At 62.4% G+C, this 19,169-nt stretch carries 19 protein-coding genes; 14 read left to right on the top strand and 5 right to left on the bottom strand.

Annotated elements, in window-relative coordinates:
* Positions 1-44: 44 nt before the first annotated feature.
* Together EJO66_RS32715 and EJO66_RS32710 are read right to left on the bottom strand one after the other, a co-directional pair.
* The gene (locus EJO66_RS32715) at positions 45-365 is read right to left on the bottom strand and encodes a hypothetical protein (RefSeq protein ID WP_164547935.1); all 321 of its coding nucleotides are present in this window, start codon (positions 363-365) and stop codon (positions 45-47) included.
* 78 nt (positions 366-443) lie between these two features.
* The gene (locus EJO66_RS32710; RefSeq protein ID WP_164547934.1) at positions 444-782 is read right to left on the bottom strand and encodes a hypothetical protein; all 339 of its coding nucleotides are present in this window, start codon (positions 780-782) and stop codon (positions 444-446) included.
* Positions 783-813: 31 nt separating this feature from the next.
* Between EJO66_RS32710 and EJO66_RS29100 the strand changes: the two genes are divergently transcribed.
* The 3 genes from EJO66_RS29100 (at position 814) to EJO66_RS29090 (ending at position 3,660) form a co-directional block, all read left to right on the top strand.
* Positions 814-1,557 carry a phosphatase PAP2 family protein gene (locus tag EJO66_RS29100; RefSeq protein ID WP_240648870.1) on the top strand — a complete coding sequence of 248 codons (744 nt, stop codon included), beginning with the start codon at positions 814-816 and terminating at the stop codon, positions 1,555-1,557.
* Positions 1,558-1,639: 82 nt separating this feature from the next.
* Positions 1,640-2,314 (top strand): response regulator transcription factor, encoded by a 675-nt coding sequence (locus EJO66_RS29095; RefSeq protein ID WP_125966817.1) that lies wholly within the window; start codon positions 1,640-1,642, stop codon positions 2,312-2,314.
* Positions 2,311-3,660, top strand: coding sequence for a sensor histidine kinase (locus EJO66_RS29090; protein ID WP_125966816.1), 1,350 nt, complete (start codon positions 2,311-2,313; stop codon positions 3,658-3,660). Before EJO66_RS29095 ends, EJO66_RS29090 begins: the two co-directional genes overlap by 4 nt.
* Positions 3,661-3,752: 92 nt before the next feature.
* Here EJO66_RS29090 and EJO66_RS29085 read toward each other — a convergent pair whose 3' ends face one another.
* Positions 3,753-4,610 carry an AraC family transcriptional regulator gene (locus EJO66_RS29085; RefSeq protein ID WP_125966815.1) on the bottom strand — a complete coding sequence of 286 codons (858 nt, stop codon included), beginning with the start codon at positions 4,608-4,610 and terminating at the stop codon, positions 3,753-3,755.
* Between the two features lie 223 nt (positions 4,611-4,833).
* Between EJO66_RS29085 and EJO66_RS29080 the strand changes: the two genes are divergently transcribed.
* The 3 genes from EJO66_RS29080 (at position 4,834) to EJO66_RS29070 (ending at position 7,899) form a co-directional block, all read left to right on the top strand.
* Complete coding sequence (locus EJO66_RS29080) at positions 4,834-5,703, top strand: fumarylacetoacetate hydrolase family protein (protein ID WP_125966814.1); 870 nt, start codon at positions 4,834-4,836, stop codon at positions 5,701-5,703.
* 8 nt (positions 5,704-5,711) lie between these two features.
* Positions 5,712-6,494 carry an alpha/beta fold hydrolase gene (locus EJO66_RS29075; RefSeq protein WP_125966813.1) on the top strand — a complete coding sequence of 261 codons (783 nt, stop codon included), beginning with the start codon at positions 5,712-5,714 and terminating at the stop codon, positions 6,492-6,494.
* Positions 6,495-6,558: 64 nt separating this feature from the next.
* Entirely contained in the window at positions 6,559-7,899 is a 1,341-nt protein-coding gene (locus EJO66_RS29070) for a metal-dependent hydrolase family protein (protein ID WP_125966812.1), read from the top strand.
* Positions 7,900-7,988: 89 nt separating this feature from the next.
* On the opposite strand, the gene EJO66_RS29065 is transcribed toward EJO66_RS29070, so the two are convergent.
* The gene (locus EJO66_RS29065) at positions 7,989-9,530 is read right to left on the bottom strand and encodes a short-chain fatty acyl-CoA regulator family protein (RefSeq protein WP_125966811.1); all 1,542 of its coding nucleotides are present in this window, start codon (positions 9,528-9,530) and stop codon (positions 7,989-7,991) included.
* Positions 9,531-9,664: 134 nt separating this feature from the next.
* Between EJO66_RS29065 and prpC the strand changes: the two genes are divergently transcribed.
* The 6 genes from prpC to coaD all read left to right on the top strand — a co-directional run bounded on the left by prpC (position 9,665) and on the right by coaD (position 16,644).
* Positions 9,665-10,819 carry a bifunctional 2-methylcitrate synthase/citrate synthase gene (prpC, locus tag EJO66_RS29060; RefSeq protein ID WP_125966810.1) on the top strand — a complete coding sequence of 385 codons (1,155 nt, stop codon included), beginning with the start codon at positions 9,665-9,667 and terminating at the stop codon, positions 10,817-10,819.
* A 78-nt stretch (positions 10,820-10,897) separates the two neighbouring features.
* Positions 10,898-13,525: a Fe/S-dependent 2-methylisocitrate dehydratase AcnD gene (acnD, locus tag EJO66_RS29055; RefSeq protein ID WP_125966809.1), complete on the top strand. Its 2,628-nt coding sequence runs from the start codon at positions 10,898-10,900 to the stop codon at positions 13,523-13,525.
* An 11-nt stretch (positions 13,526-13,536) separates the two neighbouring features.
* A complete protein-coding gene (gene prpF, locus EJO66_RS29050) occupies positions 13,537-14,724 on the top strand; it encodes a 2-methylaconitate cis-trans isomerase PrpF (protein ID WP_125966825.1) in 1,188 nt (395 codons plus the stop codon).
* Between the two features lie 15 nt (positions 14,725-14,739).
* On the top strand, positions 14,740-15,600 hold the full coding sequence (locus EJO66_RS29045) for an isocitrate lyase/PEP mutase family protein (protein WP_125966808.1): 861 nt from the start codon (positions 14,740-14,742) through the stop codon (positions 15,598-15,600).
* 67 nt (positions 15,601-15,667) lie between these two features.
* Positions 15,668-15,892: a hypothetical protein gene (locus tag EJO66_RS29040; protein ID WP_125966807.1), complete on the top strand. Its 225-nt coding sequence runs from the start codon at positions 15,668-15,670 to the stop codon at positions 15,890-15,892.
* A 245-nt stretch (positions 15,893-16,137) separates the two neighbouring features.
* Complete coding sequence (gene coaD, locus EJO66_RS29035) at positions 16,138-16,644, top strand: pantetheine-phosphate adenylyltransferase (protein WP_125966806.1); 507 nt, start codon at positions 16,138-16,140, stop codon at positions 16,642-16,644.
* Positions 16,645-16,738: 94 nt separating this feature from the next.
* Here coaD and panD read toward each other — a convergent pair whose 3' ends face one another.
* The gene (gene panD / locus EJO66_RS29030) at positions 16,739-17,119 is read right to left on the bottom strand and encodes an aspartate 1-decarboxylase (RefSeq protein ID WP_125966805.1); all 381 of its coding nucleotides are present in this window, start codon (positions 17,117-17,119) and stop codon (positions 16,739-16,741) included.
* Positions 17,120-17,414: 295 nt separating this feature from the next.
* Between panD and EJO66_RS29025 the strand changes: the two genes are divergently transcribed.
* Both EJO66_RS29025 and EJO66_RS29020 read left to right on the top strand, forming a co-directional pair.
* Positions 17,415-18,095 (top strand): nitroreductase, encoded by a 681-nt coding sequence (locus tag EJO66_RS29025; RefSeq protein ID WP_125966824.1) that lies wholly within the window; start codon positions 17,415-17,417, stop codon positions 18,093-18,095.
* A gap of 274 nt (positions 18,096-18,369) precedes the next feature.
* Positions 18,370-19,158, top strand: a complete 789-nt coding sequence (locus EJO66_RS29020; RefSeq protein WP_125966804.1) for an enoyl-CoA hydratase/isomerase family protein — start codon at positions 18,370-18,372, stop codon at positions 19,156-19,158.
* Positions 19,159-19,169: the final 11 nt, after the last annotated feature.

Here is a 19,169-nt window from a genome sequence, read left to right as displayed (position 1 = left end):
GTTCGAACTGCGCTGACTGTTGGGTTCAGGTCAACTCAATTCAATTAGCGGTAGCCGTCGGGAACATAGCGCCGCTGGCCGTAGTCGTCCTGCCAGTACCGGCGACCTCTGTCGTTGTAGACGCGGCGTTCGCGCCCTTCATGAGTTATGACACCTACAGCAGCACCACCAGCCGCTCCGATCGCAGCGCCTGCAGCCACATCTCCGCCTGTCATTGCGCTGATCGCTGCGCCTCCAGCTGCACCAATCAGAGCTCCCTTGATTGCCGCGCGTTGTTCATGTCGATCCACCGCACAGCCTGTCAACGTGAGCGTCGACGCCGCTACAACTGCAAGCACTAGAAGATTGCCCTTCAACTTCATCATTCAGCTCCTTATAAGATCGCCGCGCGATCCGCGATCTGCGAATCGGTTGGAGACAGACGAGAAGACTACCTATGAGGGTTACGCGAGCATTGCGAGAAGGGTCGCCTCCTTATGGGTGGCCGATCGGTCGATCTGAGTCTTGGCGCCTTTCGCGATGCGCTCGTAGTCTTTGTCGATGTACGTGGAAATTTCGGCGGGAGTGCTTGTGGATGGCACAAAGCCGCGAAGTCCGCGGCGCTCGGCCGCGAACGGAGACCGCCGGCCTTGGCAAGCTCCGCTAAAGTCGCTCGAGAATCGCTGCACACCGCTTTGGCGGTGCCACACCACGATGCTGAAGACGGGGTCGCGTCGATGATTACGCAGATCCGCCCGCTTCTGCCCGCCGATCTGCGTAATGTTCGCGCAATCTCGGTCCATAGGATGGTCCTCCGACCCCTGTGGACCTCAGATGAAATACATCCAACCTGCGCACGTGCCTTTTTCCTGGACCGGAGCCCTCTGGTTTCGAATCCGGACACTCTGGTTCCTGAAAATGATCGGTACGGTCACGGGTATCGCCGCATTCTTCGCTGTGTACTTCTGGACCATGGAAGAGACGGCGGGCCGGGCGATCACGATGCCGATGACGTGGATCGATCAGTGGATCGGCGTCAACGAGTTTGCGTTCGTACCTTACGTATCGCTTTGGGTTTACGTGTCACTTGCCCCCGCTTTCGCGTTGAACGCAGGCGCGCTGCGCGCCTACGCCGCGGGAGCCTTGGCCATTGCTCTCCTGGGCATCGCATCATTCTGGCTCTTTCCCACCGTCACACCGCCGTTCAGCGTTGACTGGTCCCAGGTTCCGATGCTCCGCCTTCTGAAAGAGTCCGACGCCAGCGGAAACGCATTCCCCTCGCTGCACGTGGCATTCGCCGTGTACAGCGCGTACATCATTTCGAGCCAGCTGAAGAGCATTCGCTCGCCGCACTGGGTCCGAGCTTTCAACTGGTTCTGGTGTCTCGCTATCATCTATTCGACGCTTGCGACCCGCCAGCATGTCTTCATCGACGTGGCCGGCGGCATACTCGTGGCCTGCTTGGCGCGGGGCGCGGCGTGGAGCCCGTGGGGGCGCGCGATATGGAAACGTCCCACGGGGCTGGCTCGCTCCAGACGTCCGGCGGAGCAGTTGGATGGCCGGCGACTCGCGGACTGACGTTCGATCGGGCAAACGGCTTCCGGTTTGCCTAGATGGGGTTCGATAGCCTGCCCCGTTTGACCCAAAGTATGGTTCGCCCTTGAAAATCCTTGTAGTTGAAGACGATTCCGATCTGGCGCAGGCGCTGGCGTCCGCCCTGCATGACCACTCGATGGTGGTGGACATCGCTTCGTCATTGCGTGAAGCCATGCATCTCGCAATCGATGCGGACCACGATATATTCATCGTGGACAGGGGCCTGCCCGATGGCGACGGCCTTGCCCTCATTGAATTTCTTCGAAGCTCCGGCCGGTCAACGCCAGCGCTGGTCTTGACCGCGATGGGCGAGGTAACGGAGCGGGTTCGCAGCCTGGACCGTGGCGCGGATGACTACCTGGCCAAGCCGTTCTCCATCGACGAACTGATGGCCCGGATTCGGGCTCTCGCGCGCCGGCCCGTTGTGCGTGCGCAGCAGATCAGCGTCGCCGGGCGGCTGCATTTTGACCACGAATCACGCCAGTTCCAAGTCGGGAACGAACCGCTTGCCTTGACGCGACGCGAGCTTCTGGTGCTCGAAACCCTTCTCCTGTCGACAGGCCGTACAGTATTTCGGCAGCGGCTGCTGGAGCGCATTTATGGAGATGCGGATGACATACGCTCGAACTCCTTGGACGCCCACGTATCCAGAGTTCGATCCAAGCTGGAGCGATCGGGCGCAGGCGTGGAAATACACGCCATTCGTGGGGTCGGCTATCTACTGAAAACTTCCGCATGAAACCAAGATCCCTGCGCTGGCGACTGGTCGGAAATCTCGTCCTCCTGCAGGTTGTCGCAAGCTTGCTGGCGCTTCTCGGCGTGATCGCGATTTTCGGCGCGGTAGGAAGACTCGTGGACGAAGGCGGGGAGCGTACGGCGCAGATCATCGGCAGGTCGATTCGGCACACTCCCGACGGAAAGCTTGTGCTGGGAACGGCCTCGGAAGTGCAGCGGTTGTTGGGCGCTGCACCGAACCTCTGGTTTGCAGTGCGCAATTCGCAGGGATACGAGTTGCGGCATGGTGATGTCCCTCCTCGCTATGTCGAGTTGCTTCGAGTCCTGGATGGCGAGGAACGGTCGGCGTTGGATCTCGCCGAAACTGTCGGCCGGCCTGTGGCTCGTTTCGAGCGGATCGATACGGATGAAGGAGCTGTCAACGTCATAGTGCAGGCTGGTGCGCCGCTGGCTTTGGTAGACAAGTTCAAATGGATAGCGACGGCCTACCTCGTACTGGTAGCTCCCACCATGCTTGTGACGGCACTGGTGGTGCTTGTGGCTACGCCATTTGTCATCCGTCGCGGATTGGCGGGAACGGTGGCTACTGCGGCCAAGGCAGAACATATCGACATAGATCGCCTTGAAACGCGCTTGCCAATGACTGAAGTGGCCACCGAGATCCAGCCGCTCGTGGCGGCTGTCAACCGAGCCTTCGACCGTCTCGACGAGGGTTACAAGCGCCACGAAAGATTTTTGGCGGACGCGGCACATGAGCTGCGAACGCCCATTGCAACGCTGCGCATACAGATCGAATCCTTGCCCAATGAAACCAGGGATAAGGCGCGGTTGGTTCGGTCTACAACGCGGTTGACGACACTGGCTGAGCAACTGCTTGATCTTCAAAGGCTTACACGCGAACCAGCATCCATCGATTCCGTCGACCTTCGGCTGCTCTGTGAGCGGGTGGTCGGTGATCTTGCCCCTCTGGTAATTATGAATGGCTGTTCGGTTGCGGTCGATGCTCCCGATGCCGTACGCGTCCGCGCCGACGTGACTTCTATTGAGCGCGCGGTGGCGAACCTGATTCAGAACGCCATTGAACACGGTGGCGAAGGATGCGAGATTCGTGTCGGCGTCTACCCACCCGCGACGATCGAGGTGTCCGATTCCGGGCCCGGCATTCCGGAGGATCAACGCGGGCGGATCGTCGAGCCTTTCTACCGGCTTCGAGCCCGCGGGAGCGGAGCCGGCCTTGGTTTGCACCTCGTCTCCGAAGTGGCCCGCATCCATCAAGGGCGACTCGAAATTGGGTCATCCGACCTTGGAGGGGCAAGCATGCGTCTGGAGTTGGGCGAGCTTGGGACTTGAGAGCGACGGCCGAAGAGCAAGACTTGCGGAAGGGTGATGTCTTGGCTGGAGCGGCGGGGCAACCTGCCCCAGCGTGATGCGCACGCATGCAGCTAGATTTTTGGCTCCCGCGGAATTCCAGTCACGGTTACTGGCATAGGCTCTCGCGCTGCCCGCTTGAAGATCGATGGCGAGACCCCGGTGTGCTCCTTGAAGAAGCGAGAAAAGTTTCCAGGCGCAGAGAAGCCGAGATCCAGCGCCACTTGGGTCAAAGCGCTGCCTTCGGCCACGCGACGCATAGCTTCCTCGACGCGCACGCCGCTCCAGAAGACCTGCGGCGTCGTGTTGAGCTGGTCCCGGAACAGGGCGAAGAAGTGACCGCGCGAGAGCCCCACCTTGGCGGCGATCTCGTCAATGGTGGTGATCTCGGAGACATGCTCTCGCATATATGAGATCGCTCGGCGTAGCCGCTGGTCGAGCATCATGACGCCGGCAGGCGTGTCGTCGGCGCCGGCGGCCGAAGTCGCAATCGCCGCCTCCAGCAGCCGTTCCACCTCGCTGTCCACTGCCGAATGGGCCTCTTGCGCGGAGATGATCAGGTCGAGCACACGCCAGCACGAGCGGCGAAGCACGCCGTTGATTGGAACGCGAGGCGACGGAAACCGAAAGCTTCGTCCCTTTGCGTTTCCAAGATCGTCCAGCCATTGCCGCGAGATCATGAAGACCAGGAAGAGGCAGGAGCCGCCGCTGCTTTCCATGACCATGTCGTGCGCTTCGAAGGCATTGACGCCGAGCGCGACGTCTTCGCCATAGGGCACGACTTCGCTACCCACGTGGGCGACGGCGCGCGTGCCGCCGAGCCACAGTGCAAGCTGCGATTCTGAATGCGCGTGCGCGACCAGGTTCGCACGTGATTCCAGAACGATCGCCGTACCGAACGCCCCTTCGTGCAGTGCGTATGCCTCCGACATCTTTCGGGTCCTTGAATCATGGGTCAAAGGCGCAATTGTTCGTCCGGACCGGTCTGGCAGGGAGCCGTCCCCGGGTAACTCCCTAGCACTTCACCTGACTCCCCGATACGTCGCCGGATGCTTCGATAAGCCCTCGAAGGCTCTTTTTTCTACAGTTGATCCGTCCCTGCGGCACGTCCATCGGCGCCGCGGCCAGCAAGGCAAATCCCAGGAGCAAACCGAAATGCGCATCGCAACCTTCATCATCGACGGCACCCGGAAAGTGGGCGTGGTTTCCGGCGACGGACTGTCAATCCAGCCCCTCGACCTATCGTCCGCGCAGTCGGATGCGGGCATCTTGAGCATCATCGAAACAGTGGCCGGGGGCGGCGCGCTGCCTTCGTCGAGCGGCCCCAAAGTCAAGATGGCCGAAGTAACGCTCGACGCGCCGCTGCCCAAGCCGCGCCGCAATCTCTGGTGTGTTGGGCGCAACTATCACGCGCACGCCAAGGAACTCTCGGCCTCGGTCTTCAAGGACAACAGCGCCAAGACCGACGAGTGGCCGATCGTTTTCACCAAGGTACCGGAATGCGTGGTCGGTCCGCATGACGACGTGCTGGTTCCCGCCGAGGTCTCGACCCAGATCGACTACGAGGCCGAGCTCGCCGTCATCATCGGCAAGGGCGGCAAGAACATCACGCGTGCTGCGGCGATGGACCATGTCTTCGGCTACACGGTGATCAACGACGTGACGGCGCGCGACGTGCAGATCCGTCACGGGCAGTGGGACCTCGGCAAGTCCTTCGACACCTTCTGCCCGATGGGGCCTTGGGTCGCGACAGCGGACGAATTCGACGGCACCAAGACGCGCGTGCGCTGCTGGGTCAACGGTGAGTTGCGTCAGGATGGCCCCACGGAGAACATGATCTTCGACATTCCGACGCTGATCGAAACCATTTCGCGCGGCATCATGCTGTATCCGGGCGACGTGATCGCCACCGGCACGCCGGCAGGAGTCGGCATGGGAATGACGCCGCCGCAGTACTTGAAGTCTGGTGATGTGGTGCGCGTCGAGATCGATGGCCTCGGCATCATCGAGAACAAGTTCGTCTGAGCCGCACCATGGCGACACAACTCATCCGTGGTCTGGCCGTCGAGATCGATGGCGACGGTGATGCACTGCTGTGCATCCACGGGCTCGGCGGCTCGTCGAACACTTGGACGCCGCTTCTTGCAGCGTTGTCAGATTTCAAGGTGATCCGGCCGGACTTGCCCGGCAGTGCCCGCTCACCGCTCTTGCAGGAGCCGCTCTCGATCGAAGGCTACGCATTGCAGCTCGAAGCCTTGCTCTCGGCGCTTGGCATCAAGACGGTGCATGTCGCCGCGCACTCGCTCGGGACCATCGTTGCACAGCACCTCGCAGTTCGCAATCCCGCCAAGGTCAAGTCGCTGGCGCTTTTCGGCCCACTGGTTGCGCCGCCTGACGCGGCCAGGCCGAACATCCTGGCGCGCGCGGCGGCCGCGCGTGGCGGGGTGGCGGCGATGCAGGAGATTGCCGATGCCATCGTGAAAGGAGCCACCAGCCGGGAGACGAAGGCCGGGCAGCCCGCAGTGCTCGCGTTGGTGCGTGAAAGCGTGATGCGTCAGCCTCCCGAGGGATATGCGCAAAGCTGCGAGGCGCTGGCTGCCGCGCAGTCGGCGGAGATCGAACAGATCGGCGTACCCGCCTTGCTCGTGACCGGCGATCAGGACGGCGTCGCACCGCCAGCCAATGTCGCTGTGATGGCTGCACGCATTGCCGGATCGCGACAGGTGGTCTTCGACGGCTGCGGCCACTGGACGACCTTCGAGAAGCCGCAACGCTGCATGCAGGAACTCGAACGGTTCCATGCATCGTTGCGTTGATTTTTTTCCAGGTTCTTAGGTTTCATCCACCATTTCCGGCATCCACGACCGGAGGAGACATGTCATGACCCGCACTGCATTCACCAATGTCCGCATCTTCGATGGCACCGGCGAGGACCCCTATGTGGGCGATGTTCTTGTCGAAGGAAAGCGCATCCTCGAAGTTGCGCGCGCACCGCAGAAAGTCAGCACCGACGACGCCCGAGTGATCGAGGGCAGGGGCCGCTTCCTCATGCCCGGCATGACCGAGGCGCACACGCATTTCTCATGGAATGACCAGCCTTCGCTCGCCGCGATCCAATTCATGCCGCCCGAGGAGCACATGCTCTGGTGTGTACGGGTAGCCAAGCGCTATCTGGACATGGGCTGGACTTCCGCCATCGGCGCGGCGGCCGCCAAGCCGCGGCTCGACGTGGTGCTGCGCAATGCCATCGACGCCGGGGAGTTTCCCGGCCCGCGCTATCTCGCGGGCAGCCAGGAAATCACGACGATCGGCGCGCTCGGGGACAACACGCTGCCGCACATGAAGTTCGAGGAGCTGAGCTTCGGCAGCGTCTGCAGCGGACCCGAGGAAATCCGCAGATCGGCGCGTACTTTCATCAAGTATGGCGTCGACCATTTGAAGATCAACCTTTCCGGTGAGTACATCGCGGGCCTGCCGGCGGAGATGTCCCCGTTTGCTGAGGACGAGGTGGCAATGCTGGCGCAGGAGGCCAAGCGCTATGGCAAGCGCATGGCAGCGCACGCCCGGTCCAGCGAATCGGTCAAGCAGTGCGTGCGCCACGGCATCGAAATGGTCTACCACGCCAGTTTTGCTGATGCCGAGGCGCTGGACATGCTCGAAGCCGCGAAGGACAAGCACTTTGTCGCACCGGGCATCGGTTGGTTGATCCGTACCACTTACAACGCCGCCGAATACGGAATTACCGAGGCCGTGGCCACGCAGATGGGCTACAAGCGGGAACTGGAAATTGCGTCAGCCTCGCTGCGCGAAATGCACAAGCGCGGAATCCGCATCCTTCCGGGCGGCGACTATGGCTTTGCATGGATGCCGCACGGCACCAATGCCAACGATCTCCAGTACTTTGTCGACTACATCGGCATGACGCCCAAGGAGGCCTTGCTCGCTGCAACTCAGCTCGGCGGCCAGATCATGCAAAGGCCCGACGAACTCGGCCAACTGAAAGCGGGCTGCTTGGCCGACATCGTTCTGGTGGATGGCGATCCCCTCAAGAATCTCGCGCTGTTGACGGACCCGGCGAAGATTCAGCTCGTGATGAAGGATGGGGTCATCCACAAGGACTGCGCAACGCCGGTGCCTTCCGACGCGGCGCTGCATCGGAACGGCGCGGACTCTCCGTTGCGGGAGCAAGGTGTCAGTGAAGCGCTTGCGGAGCTGACCTGAGGCGAGCGGTAGGAGCGTGCGCGGCATCCAATCTCCCGGGCACTTGCAGAGAGCAAGGAGCAGACTTTGGAGCAATCCAGTCGTGCTTCTCAGGTGCGTTGCCTGCGTGCAAGTGGCTCCGGTCGCACCGTGCGCATCGCTTTGGGCTCTGTCTGAGGCGCGTTGGCATACGGTGCGAACTGGCGCACGTTCTCGTTGACCTGAAGCTCTCGGCCGATGGCTGGGAACGCCCTCTGGGCACAGTCCTCGCGCTCACAGACCTTGCAGCCGGCACCGATCGGCGTTGCGGCTGTAGGATCTCGGAGGTCGAGTCCGGTTGCGTACACGAGCCGGTGAGCGTGCCGCACGTCGCATCCCAACGCGACGGCAAAGGTGCGCGCGGGCGCTGCGAACCCCCCTCGCCGGCGTGATATGCACCGCGCGATCCACAAGTAGGTACGCCCGTCGGGCATCTGCGCGAGTTGCGTCAGGATCTCACCGGGCTGGGCGAATGCCTGGTACACATTCCACAGTGGGCAGGTGCCGCCCGTGCGCGAGAAGTGGAAGTCCGTGGCGGATTGGCGCTTGGAGATGTTGCCGGCGCGGTCCACGCGCACGAAGAAGAACGGAATTCCCTTCGCGTCCGGTCGCTGCATGGTTGAGAGGCGGTGGCACACGGTTTCAAAGCTCACTCTGAAGTGCTGGCTGAGCAGGTCGATGTCATAGCGCAAGGCTTCCGCCTCGGCCAGGAAGCGGCGATAGGGCAGCAGCAGGGCGCCCGCAAAGTAGCTGGCAAAGCCGATGCGGGCCAGCGCGCGGGCTTCGTCGCTGCCAAAGCTTTCATGGGTTGCGAACGATTCGATCAGATCGGCCGCATCGAGTCGCGCGATCTGTGTGGCGAGTTGAAATGCCCGTTGGCCTGGCTCTATGTCGGCCGAGAGGCTCAAGGTGCGGCTTGAAGGGTCAAATGCACGGACGACCTCGGCGTCGTTGCCGCTACGGCGTGCGTTGATTGTGGAGACGCCATGCCGTTTGGACAGGTGCCGTTCCAGCAACGCGACCAAGTCGCCTCCGGCGATGGGAGCGCCTTCGTCGGTGATTTTGCTCGCTCGCTCGGCGTTGGCATCGCGGTGCAATTGTTCGAACAGCTGCTCTGCGCGTTCGTCTAGCACCGCCATATGGTTGTGCCGTTCATAGAAGAAATCGCGCACCTCTTCGTAGGGCTGCAACGGCATCGCGGAGCGCTGGGGATTGTGATCGCCGTCAATGCCGTCGGCCAGGAGCATCAGGCGTTCCTCGGCATTCCGGCAACGCTTGTGCAGACGCACCAGGACCTGCGCCATGGCTGGCAATTGACCGACCATGGCTTGCACCTCGGCCATGGAAACAGGCTCTTGCGCACCAGCCTCGGCCACCACTTCCCGTAGTTCCGAGATGAGGCGGGCCTCTTCATCTTCCGAGAAGAACTGCAGGTCGACCCCAAGGCTTGATTGCAGCCGCAGCAATACCGGCACCGTCAGGGGCCGTTGGTTGTTCTCGATCTGATTCAAGTAGCTGGGTGACAGGCCAAGTGTCTGCGCCAGGGCGGCCTGTGTCAGTCCGCGCTGCTCCCGCAGAGTCTTGAGGCGCACGCCCATGAATGTCTTGTGCATCGTGAGTGGTACTTCGCAAACATTGCAACTTGGCTGAAAGGCTTTCACAAATCTACGCCAATTCAACACTAGTCAGCCTCATTGTCCGCTGCGAAGATTGCAAACACAACACGAGATCGAAAGTGAGCCTTGCGATGACCGAAGCCCCTACCGCGTCCTTCAAGCCGAAGAAATCCGTCGCTCTGTCCGGCGTGACGGCAGGCAATACCGCGCTCTGTACCGTCGGGCGCACCGGCAATGACCTGCACTACCGCGGTTACGACATCCTCGACATCGCGGAAGTCTGCGAATTCGAAGAGATCGCGCACTTGCTCGTGCACGGCAAGCTTCCGAGCGGCCCGGAACTCAAGGCCTATAGGGCAAGGTTGCGCGCCATGCGCGGTTTGCCTGCCAGCGTGAAGGAGGCACTCGAGAAACTACCCGCCGGCGCACAACCCATGGACGTGATGCGAACCGGCGTTTCGGCGCTGGGCTGCATCCTGCCGGAGAAGGATGACCACAGCCTGCCCGGTGCGCGTGACATCGCCGATCGCCTGATGGCGTCGCTGGGATCCATGCTGCTGTACTGGTATCACTGGAGCACCCAGGGCAAACGCATCGAGGTGGAGACCGAAGACGATTCGATCGGCGGCCATTTCCTGCACCTGCTGCACGGCGTGAAGCCCGCACAGGCGTGGGTGCGCGCGATGCATACCTCGCTGAACCTGTACGCCGAGCATGAGTTCAACGCCTCAACCTTCACGGCGCGTGTGATTGCCGGCACCGGCAGCGACATGTACTCGGCCGTCGCCGGCGCGATCGGTGCGCTGCGCGGGCCAAAGCATGGAGGCGCCAACGAGGTGGCGTTCGAGATTCAGAAGCGCTACGACAACCCCGACGAGGCAGAGGCCGACATCCGCCGGCGCGTTGAAGCCAAGGAAGTCGTGATTGGTTTCGGCCATCCGGTCTACACCGTGAGCGATCCCCGCAACGTGATCATCAAGGGCGTGGCCAGGCAACTGTCGGAGGAAGCCGGTTCGACCAAGATGTACAACATCGCCGACCGACTGGAATCGGTGATGTGGGAGGTCAAGAAGATGTTCCCCAACCTGGACTGGTTCAGCGCCGTGAGCTATCACATGATGGGCGTGCCAACCGCGATGTTCACGCCACTCTTCGTGATCGCCCGTACCAGCGGCTGGGCCGCCCACGTGATCGAACAGCGCATCGACAACAAGATCATCCGTCCGAGCGCCAACTACACAGGTCCCGAGGACCAAAAGTTCGTGCCGATCGAGGATCGGCGCTGAGCTTCCGTTTTGGCCCGAAAGCGATCGGGCTGTCATGCATCCACAGGCCTTAACCGCCGCCATGTTTCCTCTCGCCCCATGAACACACCCTACAGAAGACGCCTCTCCGACACGGCGCTGGATTACATCGACGCGCGCGCGGCCGTCGATGCGCTGCGCCCCGGCGCGTGGAACGGTCTGTCCTACACCGCGCGAGTGCATGCCGAAAACTTGGTTCGTCGTTGCGAGCCCGATATCCTGGACGAGTGCCTGCTGCAGATCATCGAGCGGCGGCGCGACCGAGACTTCCCGTGGTATCCGGTTCGGGTGGTGTGCCACGACATCCTGGGCCAGACGGCCCTGGTGGACCTGGCGGGCCTTCGTGATGCGATCGCGGCCCAGGGCGGCGACCCGGCGCAGGTCAACCCCGTGGTGCCGGTGCAACTGATCGTGGACCACTCGCTGGCCGTGGAATGCGGCGGCTTCGAGCCTGATGCCTTCGCCAGGAACCGGGCGATCGAGGACCGACGCAACGAGGATCGCTTTCATTTCATCGACTGGACGAAGCGGGCTTTCGCGAACGTCGAGGTGATCCCGGCGGGCAACGGCATCATGCACCAGATCAACCTGGAGAAGATGTCACCCGTGGTGTACGTGCAGGATGGCCTGGCGTTTCCCGATACCTGTGTGGGCACGGACAGCCACACGCCGCATGTCGATGCGCTCGGCGTCATCGCCGTGGGGGTCGGCGGCCTGGAAGCGGAGAACGTGATGTTGGGCCGCGCCTCGTGGATGCGTCTGCCCGACATCGTTGGTGTGGAACTGAGCGGGCGGCGGCAGCCGGGGGTGACCGCGACTGACATCGTGCTGGCACTGACGGAGTTCCTGCGCAAGGAAAAGGTGGTTGGGGCCTATCTCGAGTTCTTCGGCGAGGGTGCACGCAGCCTGACCATCGGCGATCGTGCGACCATCTCCAACATGTGCCCCGAGTACGGCGCGACGGCCGCGCTGTTCTACATCGACGAGCAGACGCTCGAATACCTACGCCTGACGGGCCGCGAGGAGGCACAAGTCCAACTGGTCGAGAGCTACGCCAGGTTGGCGGGCCTTTGGGCCGACACGCTGCGGGATGTTTCGTACGAGCGAGTGCTGCAGTTCGACCTCTCGACCGTCGTGCGCGCCATGGCGGGCCCTTCCAATCCGCATCGGCGCCTGCCCACCTCCGACCTGGCTGAGCGCGGCATCGCCGTCGGCCTGGACGAGGCGCGCGCGCAGGAGGCCGAGGGCCTGATGCCAGACGGTGCCGTGATCATCGCGGCCATCACCAGTTGCACCAACACCAGCAACCCGCGCAACGTGATCGCGGCGGGCCTGCTGGCGCGCAACGCCAACCGGCTGGGGCTCGTTCGCAAGCCCTGGGTGAAGTCCTCACTGGCGCCCGGTTCGAAAACCGTGGAGCTCTATCTGAAAGAGGCCGGCCTGCTGCTTGAACTGGAGAAGCTCGGCTTTGGCATCGTGGCCTTTGCGTGCACGACCTGCAATGGCATGTCGGGCGCGTTGGATCCGGAGATCCAGCAGGAGATCATCGACCGCGATCTGTACGCGACCGCCGTGCTGTCCGGCAACCGCAACTTCGACGGCCGCATTCACCCCTACGCGAAGCAGGCCTTCCTGGCATCGCCGCCTCTGGTCGTGGCCTACGCCATTGCAGGCACGATGCGCTTCGACATCGAGCGAGACGTGCTGGGCGTTGTAGACGGCCGGGAGATCCGGCTGAAGGACCTCTGGCCGGCCGATGAGGAGATCGATGCCGTGGTCCGGGCCAGTGTGAAGCCCGCGATGTTCCGTCAGGTCTACGAACCCATGTTCGCCATTCGCGCCGATGGCGGCGAAGCGGTGAGCGCCCAGTACGATTGGCGGCCGATGTCTACTTATATCCGCCGTCCTCCCTACTGGGATACCGAGGGCGTCGGGGCACTCGCGGCGAACCCGCGGACCCTCCAGGGAATGCGTCCGCTGGCCCTTTTGTCGGACAACATCACAACCGACCACCTGTCGCCCTCCAACGCCATCCTGCCCGACTCGGCCGCCGGCGAGTACCTGGAAAGGATGGGCTTGCCCGAGGAAGACTTCAATTCCTACGCGACCCATCGCGGCGATCACCTCACCGCGATGCGTGCCACCTTCGCCAACCCCACGCTCAGAAATGAGATGGTGCGCGACGCGAAAGGGCAGGTGAGGTCCGGTTCGCTTGCCCGCGTTGAGCCTGAAGGCAAGGTCGTGCGCATGTGGGAGGCTATCGAAACCTACATGGATCGACAGCAACCGCTGATCGTCATTGCAGGCGCCGACTATGGCCAAGGCTCGTCGCGCGACTGGGCCGCCAAGGGCGTGCGTCTGGCCGGCGTAGAGACGGTGGTGGCCGAGGGCTTCGAGCGCATCCACCGCACCAACCTGATCGGCATGGGCGTGCTGCCGCTGGAGTTCAAACCCGGCATCAGCCGGTTGACGCTGGGGCTGGACGGCACTGAGACCTACGACGTGATTGGCCAACGCGCGCCGCGAGCCGAGTTGACTCTCGTCATCCACCGAGCGAAGGGCGAATCGCTGCGAGTTTCCGTCAGCTGCAGGCTGGACACTGCCGAGGAAGTCTCGATCTACGAGGCAGGGGGCGTGCTGCAGCGCTTCGCTCAGGATTTTCTGGCCGAGCGCAAGCCGGCCGCGTGAGGAGCATCGCCATGTCATTCCAACCCCAGATCAGGATTCCCGCCACTTATCTTCGCGGCGGCACCAGCAAGGGCGTGTTCTTCCGCCTGCAGGACCTGCCCGAGGTCGCGCAACGCCCCGGCCCGGCACGTGACAAGCTGCTCCTGCGCGTGATCGGCAGCCCCGATCCCTATGGCAAGCAGATCGACGGCATGGGCGGGGCGACCTCATCCACCTCCAAGACGGTCATCGTGGCGGCATCCTCGCGACTCGATCACGACGTGGACTATCTGTTCGGCCAGGTGTCTGTCGACAGCGCTTTCGTGGACTGGTCAGGCAACTGTGGAAACTTGTCGGCCGCCGTAGGCCCGTTCGCGATCGCCAACGGCCTGCTGCCGCCCGGACGCATTCCCGAGAACGGGTTGTGCACGGTTCGCATCTGGCAGGCCAACATCGGCAAAACGATCGTCGCCCATGTGCCCATCACCGACGGAATGGTGCAGGAGACTGGCGATTTTGAACTCGACGGAGTGACTTTTCCTGCTGCCGAAGTGCAATTGGAGTTCCTCGACCCCGCCGAAGGGGACGATGGCGGAGGGGCGATGTTCCCGACCGGTCGCCTGGTGGACGACCTGGAAGTCCCCGGCGTCGGCACCTTCAAGGCGACGCTGATCAACGCCGGCATCCCGACCATCTTCGTCAACGCGACGGACATCGGCTACACCGGCGCCGAGCTGCAGGATGCGATCAATGGCGACGCCAAGGCGCTGGTGCGATTCGAGCTCATCCGCGTCCACGGTGCCATGAAGATGGAGTTGATCCGGGACCCTGGCGAAGCCCTGAAGCGGCAGCACACACCCAAGATCGCCTTCGTTGCACAGCCTTCCGACTACGTTGCCTCGAGCGGCAAGGCCGTGAAGGCCGAGGAAGTCGACTTGCTCGTGCGTGCGCTCTCCATGGGCAAGCTGCACCACGCGATGATGGGCACGGCGGCCGTGGCCATCGCGACGGCCGCTGCCATTCCCGGCACCTTGGTCAACATCGCTGCCGGCGGAGGCACTCGTCAAGCGGTGCGCTTCGGCCACCCTTCGGGCACGCTGCGCGTGGGCGCCCATGCCGAGCAGATCGACGGCCAATGGAAAGTGACCAAGGCTTTGATGGGCCGCAGTGCGCGAGTACTGATGGAAGGCTGGGTCCGTGTGCCCGGCGACAGCTTCTGAACACAGAGAAACAAAATGTCAACTCGCAAACAACTCAAGTCCCTGGTCGAAGCTCGACGTGGGATGCTGGTGCCGGGCGCTTTCAATGCCCTGTCTGCCAAGGTGATCGAGGATCTGGGCTTCGAGGCCATCTACGTCACCGGCGCCGGTGTCACCAACATGTGGTTCGGCATGCCGGACCAGGGTTTCATGGGATTGTCGGAAATTGCCGATCACACAGCGCGCATCCGCGATGCCGTGTCGGTGCCGTTGATCGTCGATGCCGATACAGGATTCGGCAACGCGCTCAACGTGCATCACACGGTGCGCACACTGGAGCGTGCCGGCGCGGACTGCATCCAGTTCGAGGACCAGGTCGCCCCTAAGCGCTGCGGCCATTTTTCGGGCAAGGAGGTGATCTCGACCGAAGAGGCAGTAAGCAAGATCAAGGCTGCTGTCGATGCGCGCCGGGACTCCGATCTCATGATCATGGCCCGAACGGATGCGGCTGCCACCCACGGCTTCGAGGCCGCTGTGGAGCGTGCCCAGAGATTCGCGGAAGCCGGCGCAGATATTCTGTTCGTCGAGGCCGTAACCACAGCGGCCGAGATTCGCGCGCTGCCACTGCGGCTGGGCAGTCCCCAACTGATGAACATGGTGATCGGGGGCAAGACTCCGATCTTCAATGCGAACGAACTAGCCGAGATGGGCTATGGCATCGTGCTGTACGCGAATGCGGCGCTTCAGGGAGCCCTGGCCGGGATGCAGAAGGCGTTGGCTGTGCTGCGGGATGAGAAGGAAGTGCAGGAGTCCAGCGGACTCGTGACGCCATTTGCCGAGCGCCAGAGACTGGTGGATAAGCCGCACTGGGACACGCTCGAGAAGCGCTACAGCTGAAGTTTTCATTTGGCGTCTGCTGTGTGAAATCACTCGCAAGCGGGTGGTTCGGCGGAAAAATTAACCGATGACTCAACTCGGCGAACTTTCCGATGCCGACCTGCAGGAGCGGGCGCGCGCGTGGCGTCGGCTGGCCTTGCAGGGTGTGCTGCATGCCAGGGGCTATGCCCATGAGCACGAGACAGAGCTTCGTCGCCGCAATCGAGGACCGATGCCGTTGAGCGACCGACTGGGGACACCCTTGGCTACATCACCTGCTCTGCGGCGCTGGTGGCGCTTCTGGCAAGGCTGAATGCTACGGGCGGATCACTCCTGGCTTGTCGTGAGCCTTCATCCCCGTGAGTGAATTTCATACTTTGCGGGCGCGTGCTTCCTCCTGAACGATGGGATCTCGCCGTGAGAGATTTACTCACACCCCTGAGCAGGTAAAGTCCGGTCGACCAGACTTGCCTTCGCCTTGCGCACAGCGACGCGGCAGTGGTTTGCCGATGATCGACGCGAAACGTCGGTTCGCCGGCTGCACATCGGAAATGCACCATGACCAGATCCTGCCCCCTGATCGCCGTCTACCCCGGCACCTTTGATCCCATGACGCTCGGGCATGAGGACGTGGTGCGTCGCGCGACCCAATTGTTCGACCGGGTGATCGTCGCTGTGGCCGCCGGCCACCACAAGAATGCGATGTTTACGCTACCGGAGCGCATCGATATGGCCCGCCAAATGGCAGAGAGCTATCCGCAGGTGGAGGTGGAGAGCTTCTCCGGGCTGTTGCGGGATTTTGTCGTCGCGTGCGGTGGCAAGGCAATGGTTCGGGGCTTGCGCGCGGTAACTGACTTCGACTACGAGTTCCAGCTGGCTGGGATGAACCGGTGCTTGATGCCTGAGGTAGAGACCGTCTTCCTTACCCCCAGCGACAAGTATCAATTCATTAGCAGCACGTTTGTGCGAGAGGCGGCGATGCTTGGCGGTGAGGTCGACAAGTTCGTTTCGCCAGAGGTCCAGCTGTGGCTCTCCGCAAAAGTGCAAGGCCTGCAGAACTCCTAGCTTCGGTCCCTGTTCGCCACTGTCGCGGGTGCCGCGAGTGCGGCCTGCGCGCGGTATGGATGTTGAGCGTGTCGCGCTCGTGGCCCGTCCGTAGTCATTGCTGCTGAACGGGAACGAATTGCCGCTCGCCAACCTGGCGGTTCGCCTCGTCCACGAACACCAGTCTAGGCTTGTGCGCTGGTGCGTCTGTTTCGCTGACCTGTGCGAAGGTGGCGATGATGATCAGGTCGCCAACTGCTGCCCGTCGCGCGGCGGAGCCGTTCACCGAGATCATTCCGGAGCCACGCTGGCCCTTTATCGCGTAGGTGACGAAGCGCTCGCCATTGTCGATGTTCCAGACGTGGATCTGCTCATTCTCGACAATGCCTGCGGCTTCCAGAAGGTTCTCGTCGATTGCACAGGATCCTTCGTAGTGCAACTCGCAGTGTGTCACTGTGACCCGGTGGATCTTGGAATTCAAAAGGGTACGCAACATTCGTCATCCTTCAAAGGCGAATTGAGTGGGGCAGCGAGGTACGAGGCACGCCTACATGCCACCAAATGTCGGTCACCGAGCCATGCAGAGCATCTTGATTCGAGCATGTCCGCGAGCAAGAAATCCCCATTGGAACAGCAGGCAGCAATGCCGGGACAGTTGAGCGCGTCAAGAAATCTCATGCTCCATGAGTCTTTCTTGTCGCGCGTTCGGCGCAAACTCGATTCGCTCTGAACGAAGCTGGCTGTTCTCTTGAAAAATGAGCAAACGAATCCGCATGCATGACTCCTCCGTTTTGTCCGTAGCGCAGGCCGTCCGCTCGCGCAGGAGCGTTCGCGCTTTCCTCGACCAGGATGTGCCGCGGCCGCTCCTCGAGGAGGTGCTGACCTTGGCGGCCAGAGCCCCTTCGGGCGGAAACCTACAGCCCTGGCGATTGCGCCTCCTTTCCGGCGAGGCGATGTGCGCCTTCAAGGCGGTGATGCGGTCGCGCGTGCGCGAAGCGCCGGAAGGCGAGGCTCCGTTCGAGTACGAGATCTATCCGAAGGGGCTTGGCGAGCCTTACCGCACCAGCCGTTTCGACATCGGCGAGCGCCTGTACGCATCCATCGGGGTGGCGCGGGACGACGCCCCCGGCCGACGCGGGCAATTCGTGCGCAACTTCGATTTCTTCGGCGCCCCTGCCGCCGTGCTCTGCTTCGTGGACAGGCAAATGGGCCCGCCGCAGTGGGCCGACCTTGGCGTGTATCTGCAGACGGTGATGCTGCTCTTGCGTGAGCACGGCTTGCACAGCTGTCCGCAGGAGGCTTGGTCGCTCTACCACCGCACGGTGCGCGCCTTCGTGTCCGCGCCCACCGAGTGGCTGTTGTTCTGCGGAATGGCGATCGGCTACGAGGACCCCGCAGCCCCGGTCAATGCGATCGAATCGCCGCGTCTCGCCTTCGAGGAATTTGCGGCCTGGGTTCCGCCTCCGGTGTGAATTTGCCGGCATTTTGAGTTGGCCGTGCAGCTGCGCATGTCGACGAAGGAGCGCCCGTTCAGGTGCCGATCGGCTGCTGCGGCACCGAAAACTCATGCCGCGACGTGATCGCAGGTTTCACGAGTTTGTATTGGACGGCTGTATCGCGGCGGTCGACGATTCACCCCATCAAGAAAACTCACGCCGCGCGAATCTTTCTCATCGCACGTTCGTGCGATTGAGACTTAAAGTTCGGCCGACGCTTCAAGTGCAACCGAACCCGTAAAGGAATCCCATGCAAGACATCATCGTCGAGCGCAACGAGCAGTGGCTCGAAATCACCATCAACCGTCCCGACAAGCTCAATGCCATCCGCGAGCAGACCGCCGTCGAAATCCTGGAGCAGATCGAGCTGGCGGAGGCCGACCGTAGCTGCCGCGCAATCCTGATCAAGGGTCTGGAGAAGGCCTTCTGCACCGGCGTGGACACGAGCGAGCAGAAGCTGAACCCCGACGAGATCTACGAGCTCTGGCGTCGCCGCAAGCGCAATCGCAAGGTAAATCAGATGTTCCGCGCGCTGCCGGAAGTCACCAAGCCAGTCATCGCGGTCGTCGAGGGCTTCGCACTGGGTGGGGGGTTCGAGCTGGCGCTCCTGTGCGACATCGTCGTTGCTGCGGAGGGCGCACAGTTCGGCCTTCCGGAAGCCAAACTGGGTCTGATGCCCGGCGGTGCTGGAACGCAAACGCTCCCGCGCCTGGTGGGAAAACCGTTGGCCAAGGAGCTGATGTGGACGGGGCGCCGCCTCTCCGCGCAGGAAGCGCTGGGCCTTCGCATCGTCAACCACGTTGCGGAAAAGGGCAAGGCCATCGAGAAGGCGCGTGAACTCGCCAAGTCCATTGCGGCCCAGGCACCGCTGTCCGTGATGTTCAGCAAGCAGGCCGTCGAGCGGGGCTTTGACGCAGCGCTTTCGGAAGGCATGAACATCGAAGCCGACTCCTTTTTCGCTCTGGCGTTCTCGACCGACAAGGAAGAGGGTCTGGCCGCGTTCAAGGACAGGCGCGTCGCCAACTTCGTCGGCCGTTGAAGGAGCAAATC

It is taken from the genome of Variovorax beijingensis (assembly GCF_003951285.1).
Taxonomy (GTDB): domain Bacteria; phylum Pseudomonadota; class Gammaproteobacteria; order Burkholderiales; family Burkholderiaceae_C; genus Variovorax; species Variovorax beijingensis.
Note: the sequence above shows the minus strand (reverse complement) of the source record. Positions and strands in the feature narration are given on the sequence as shown.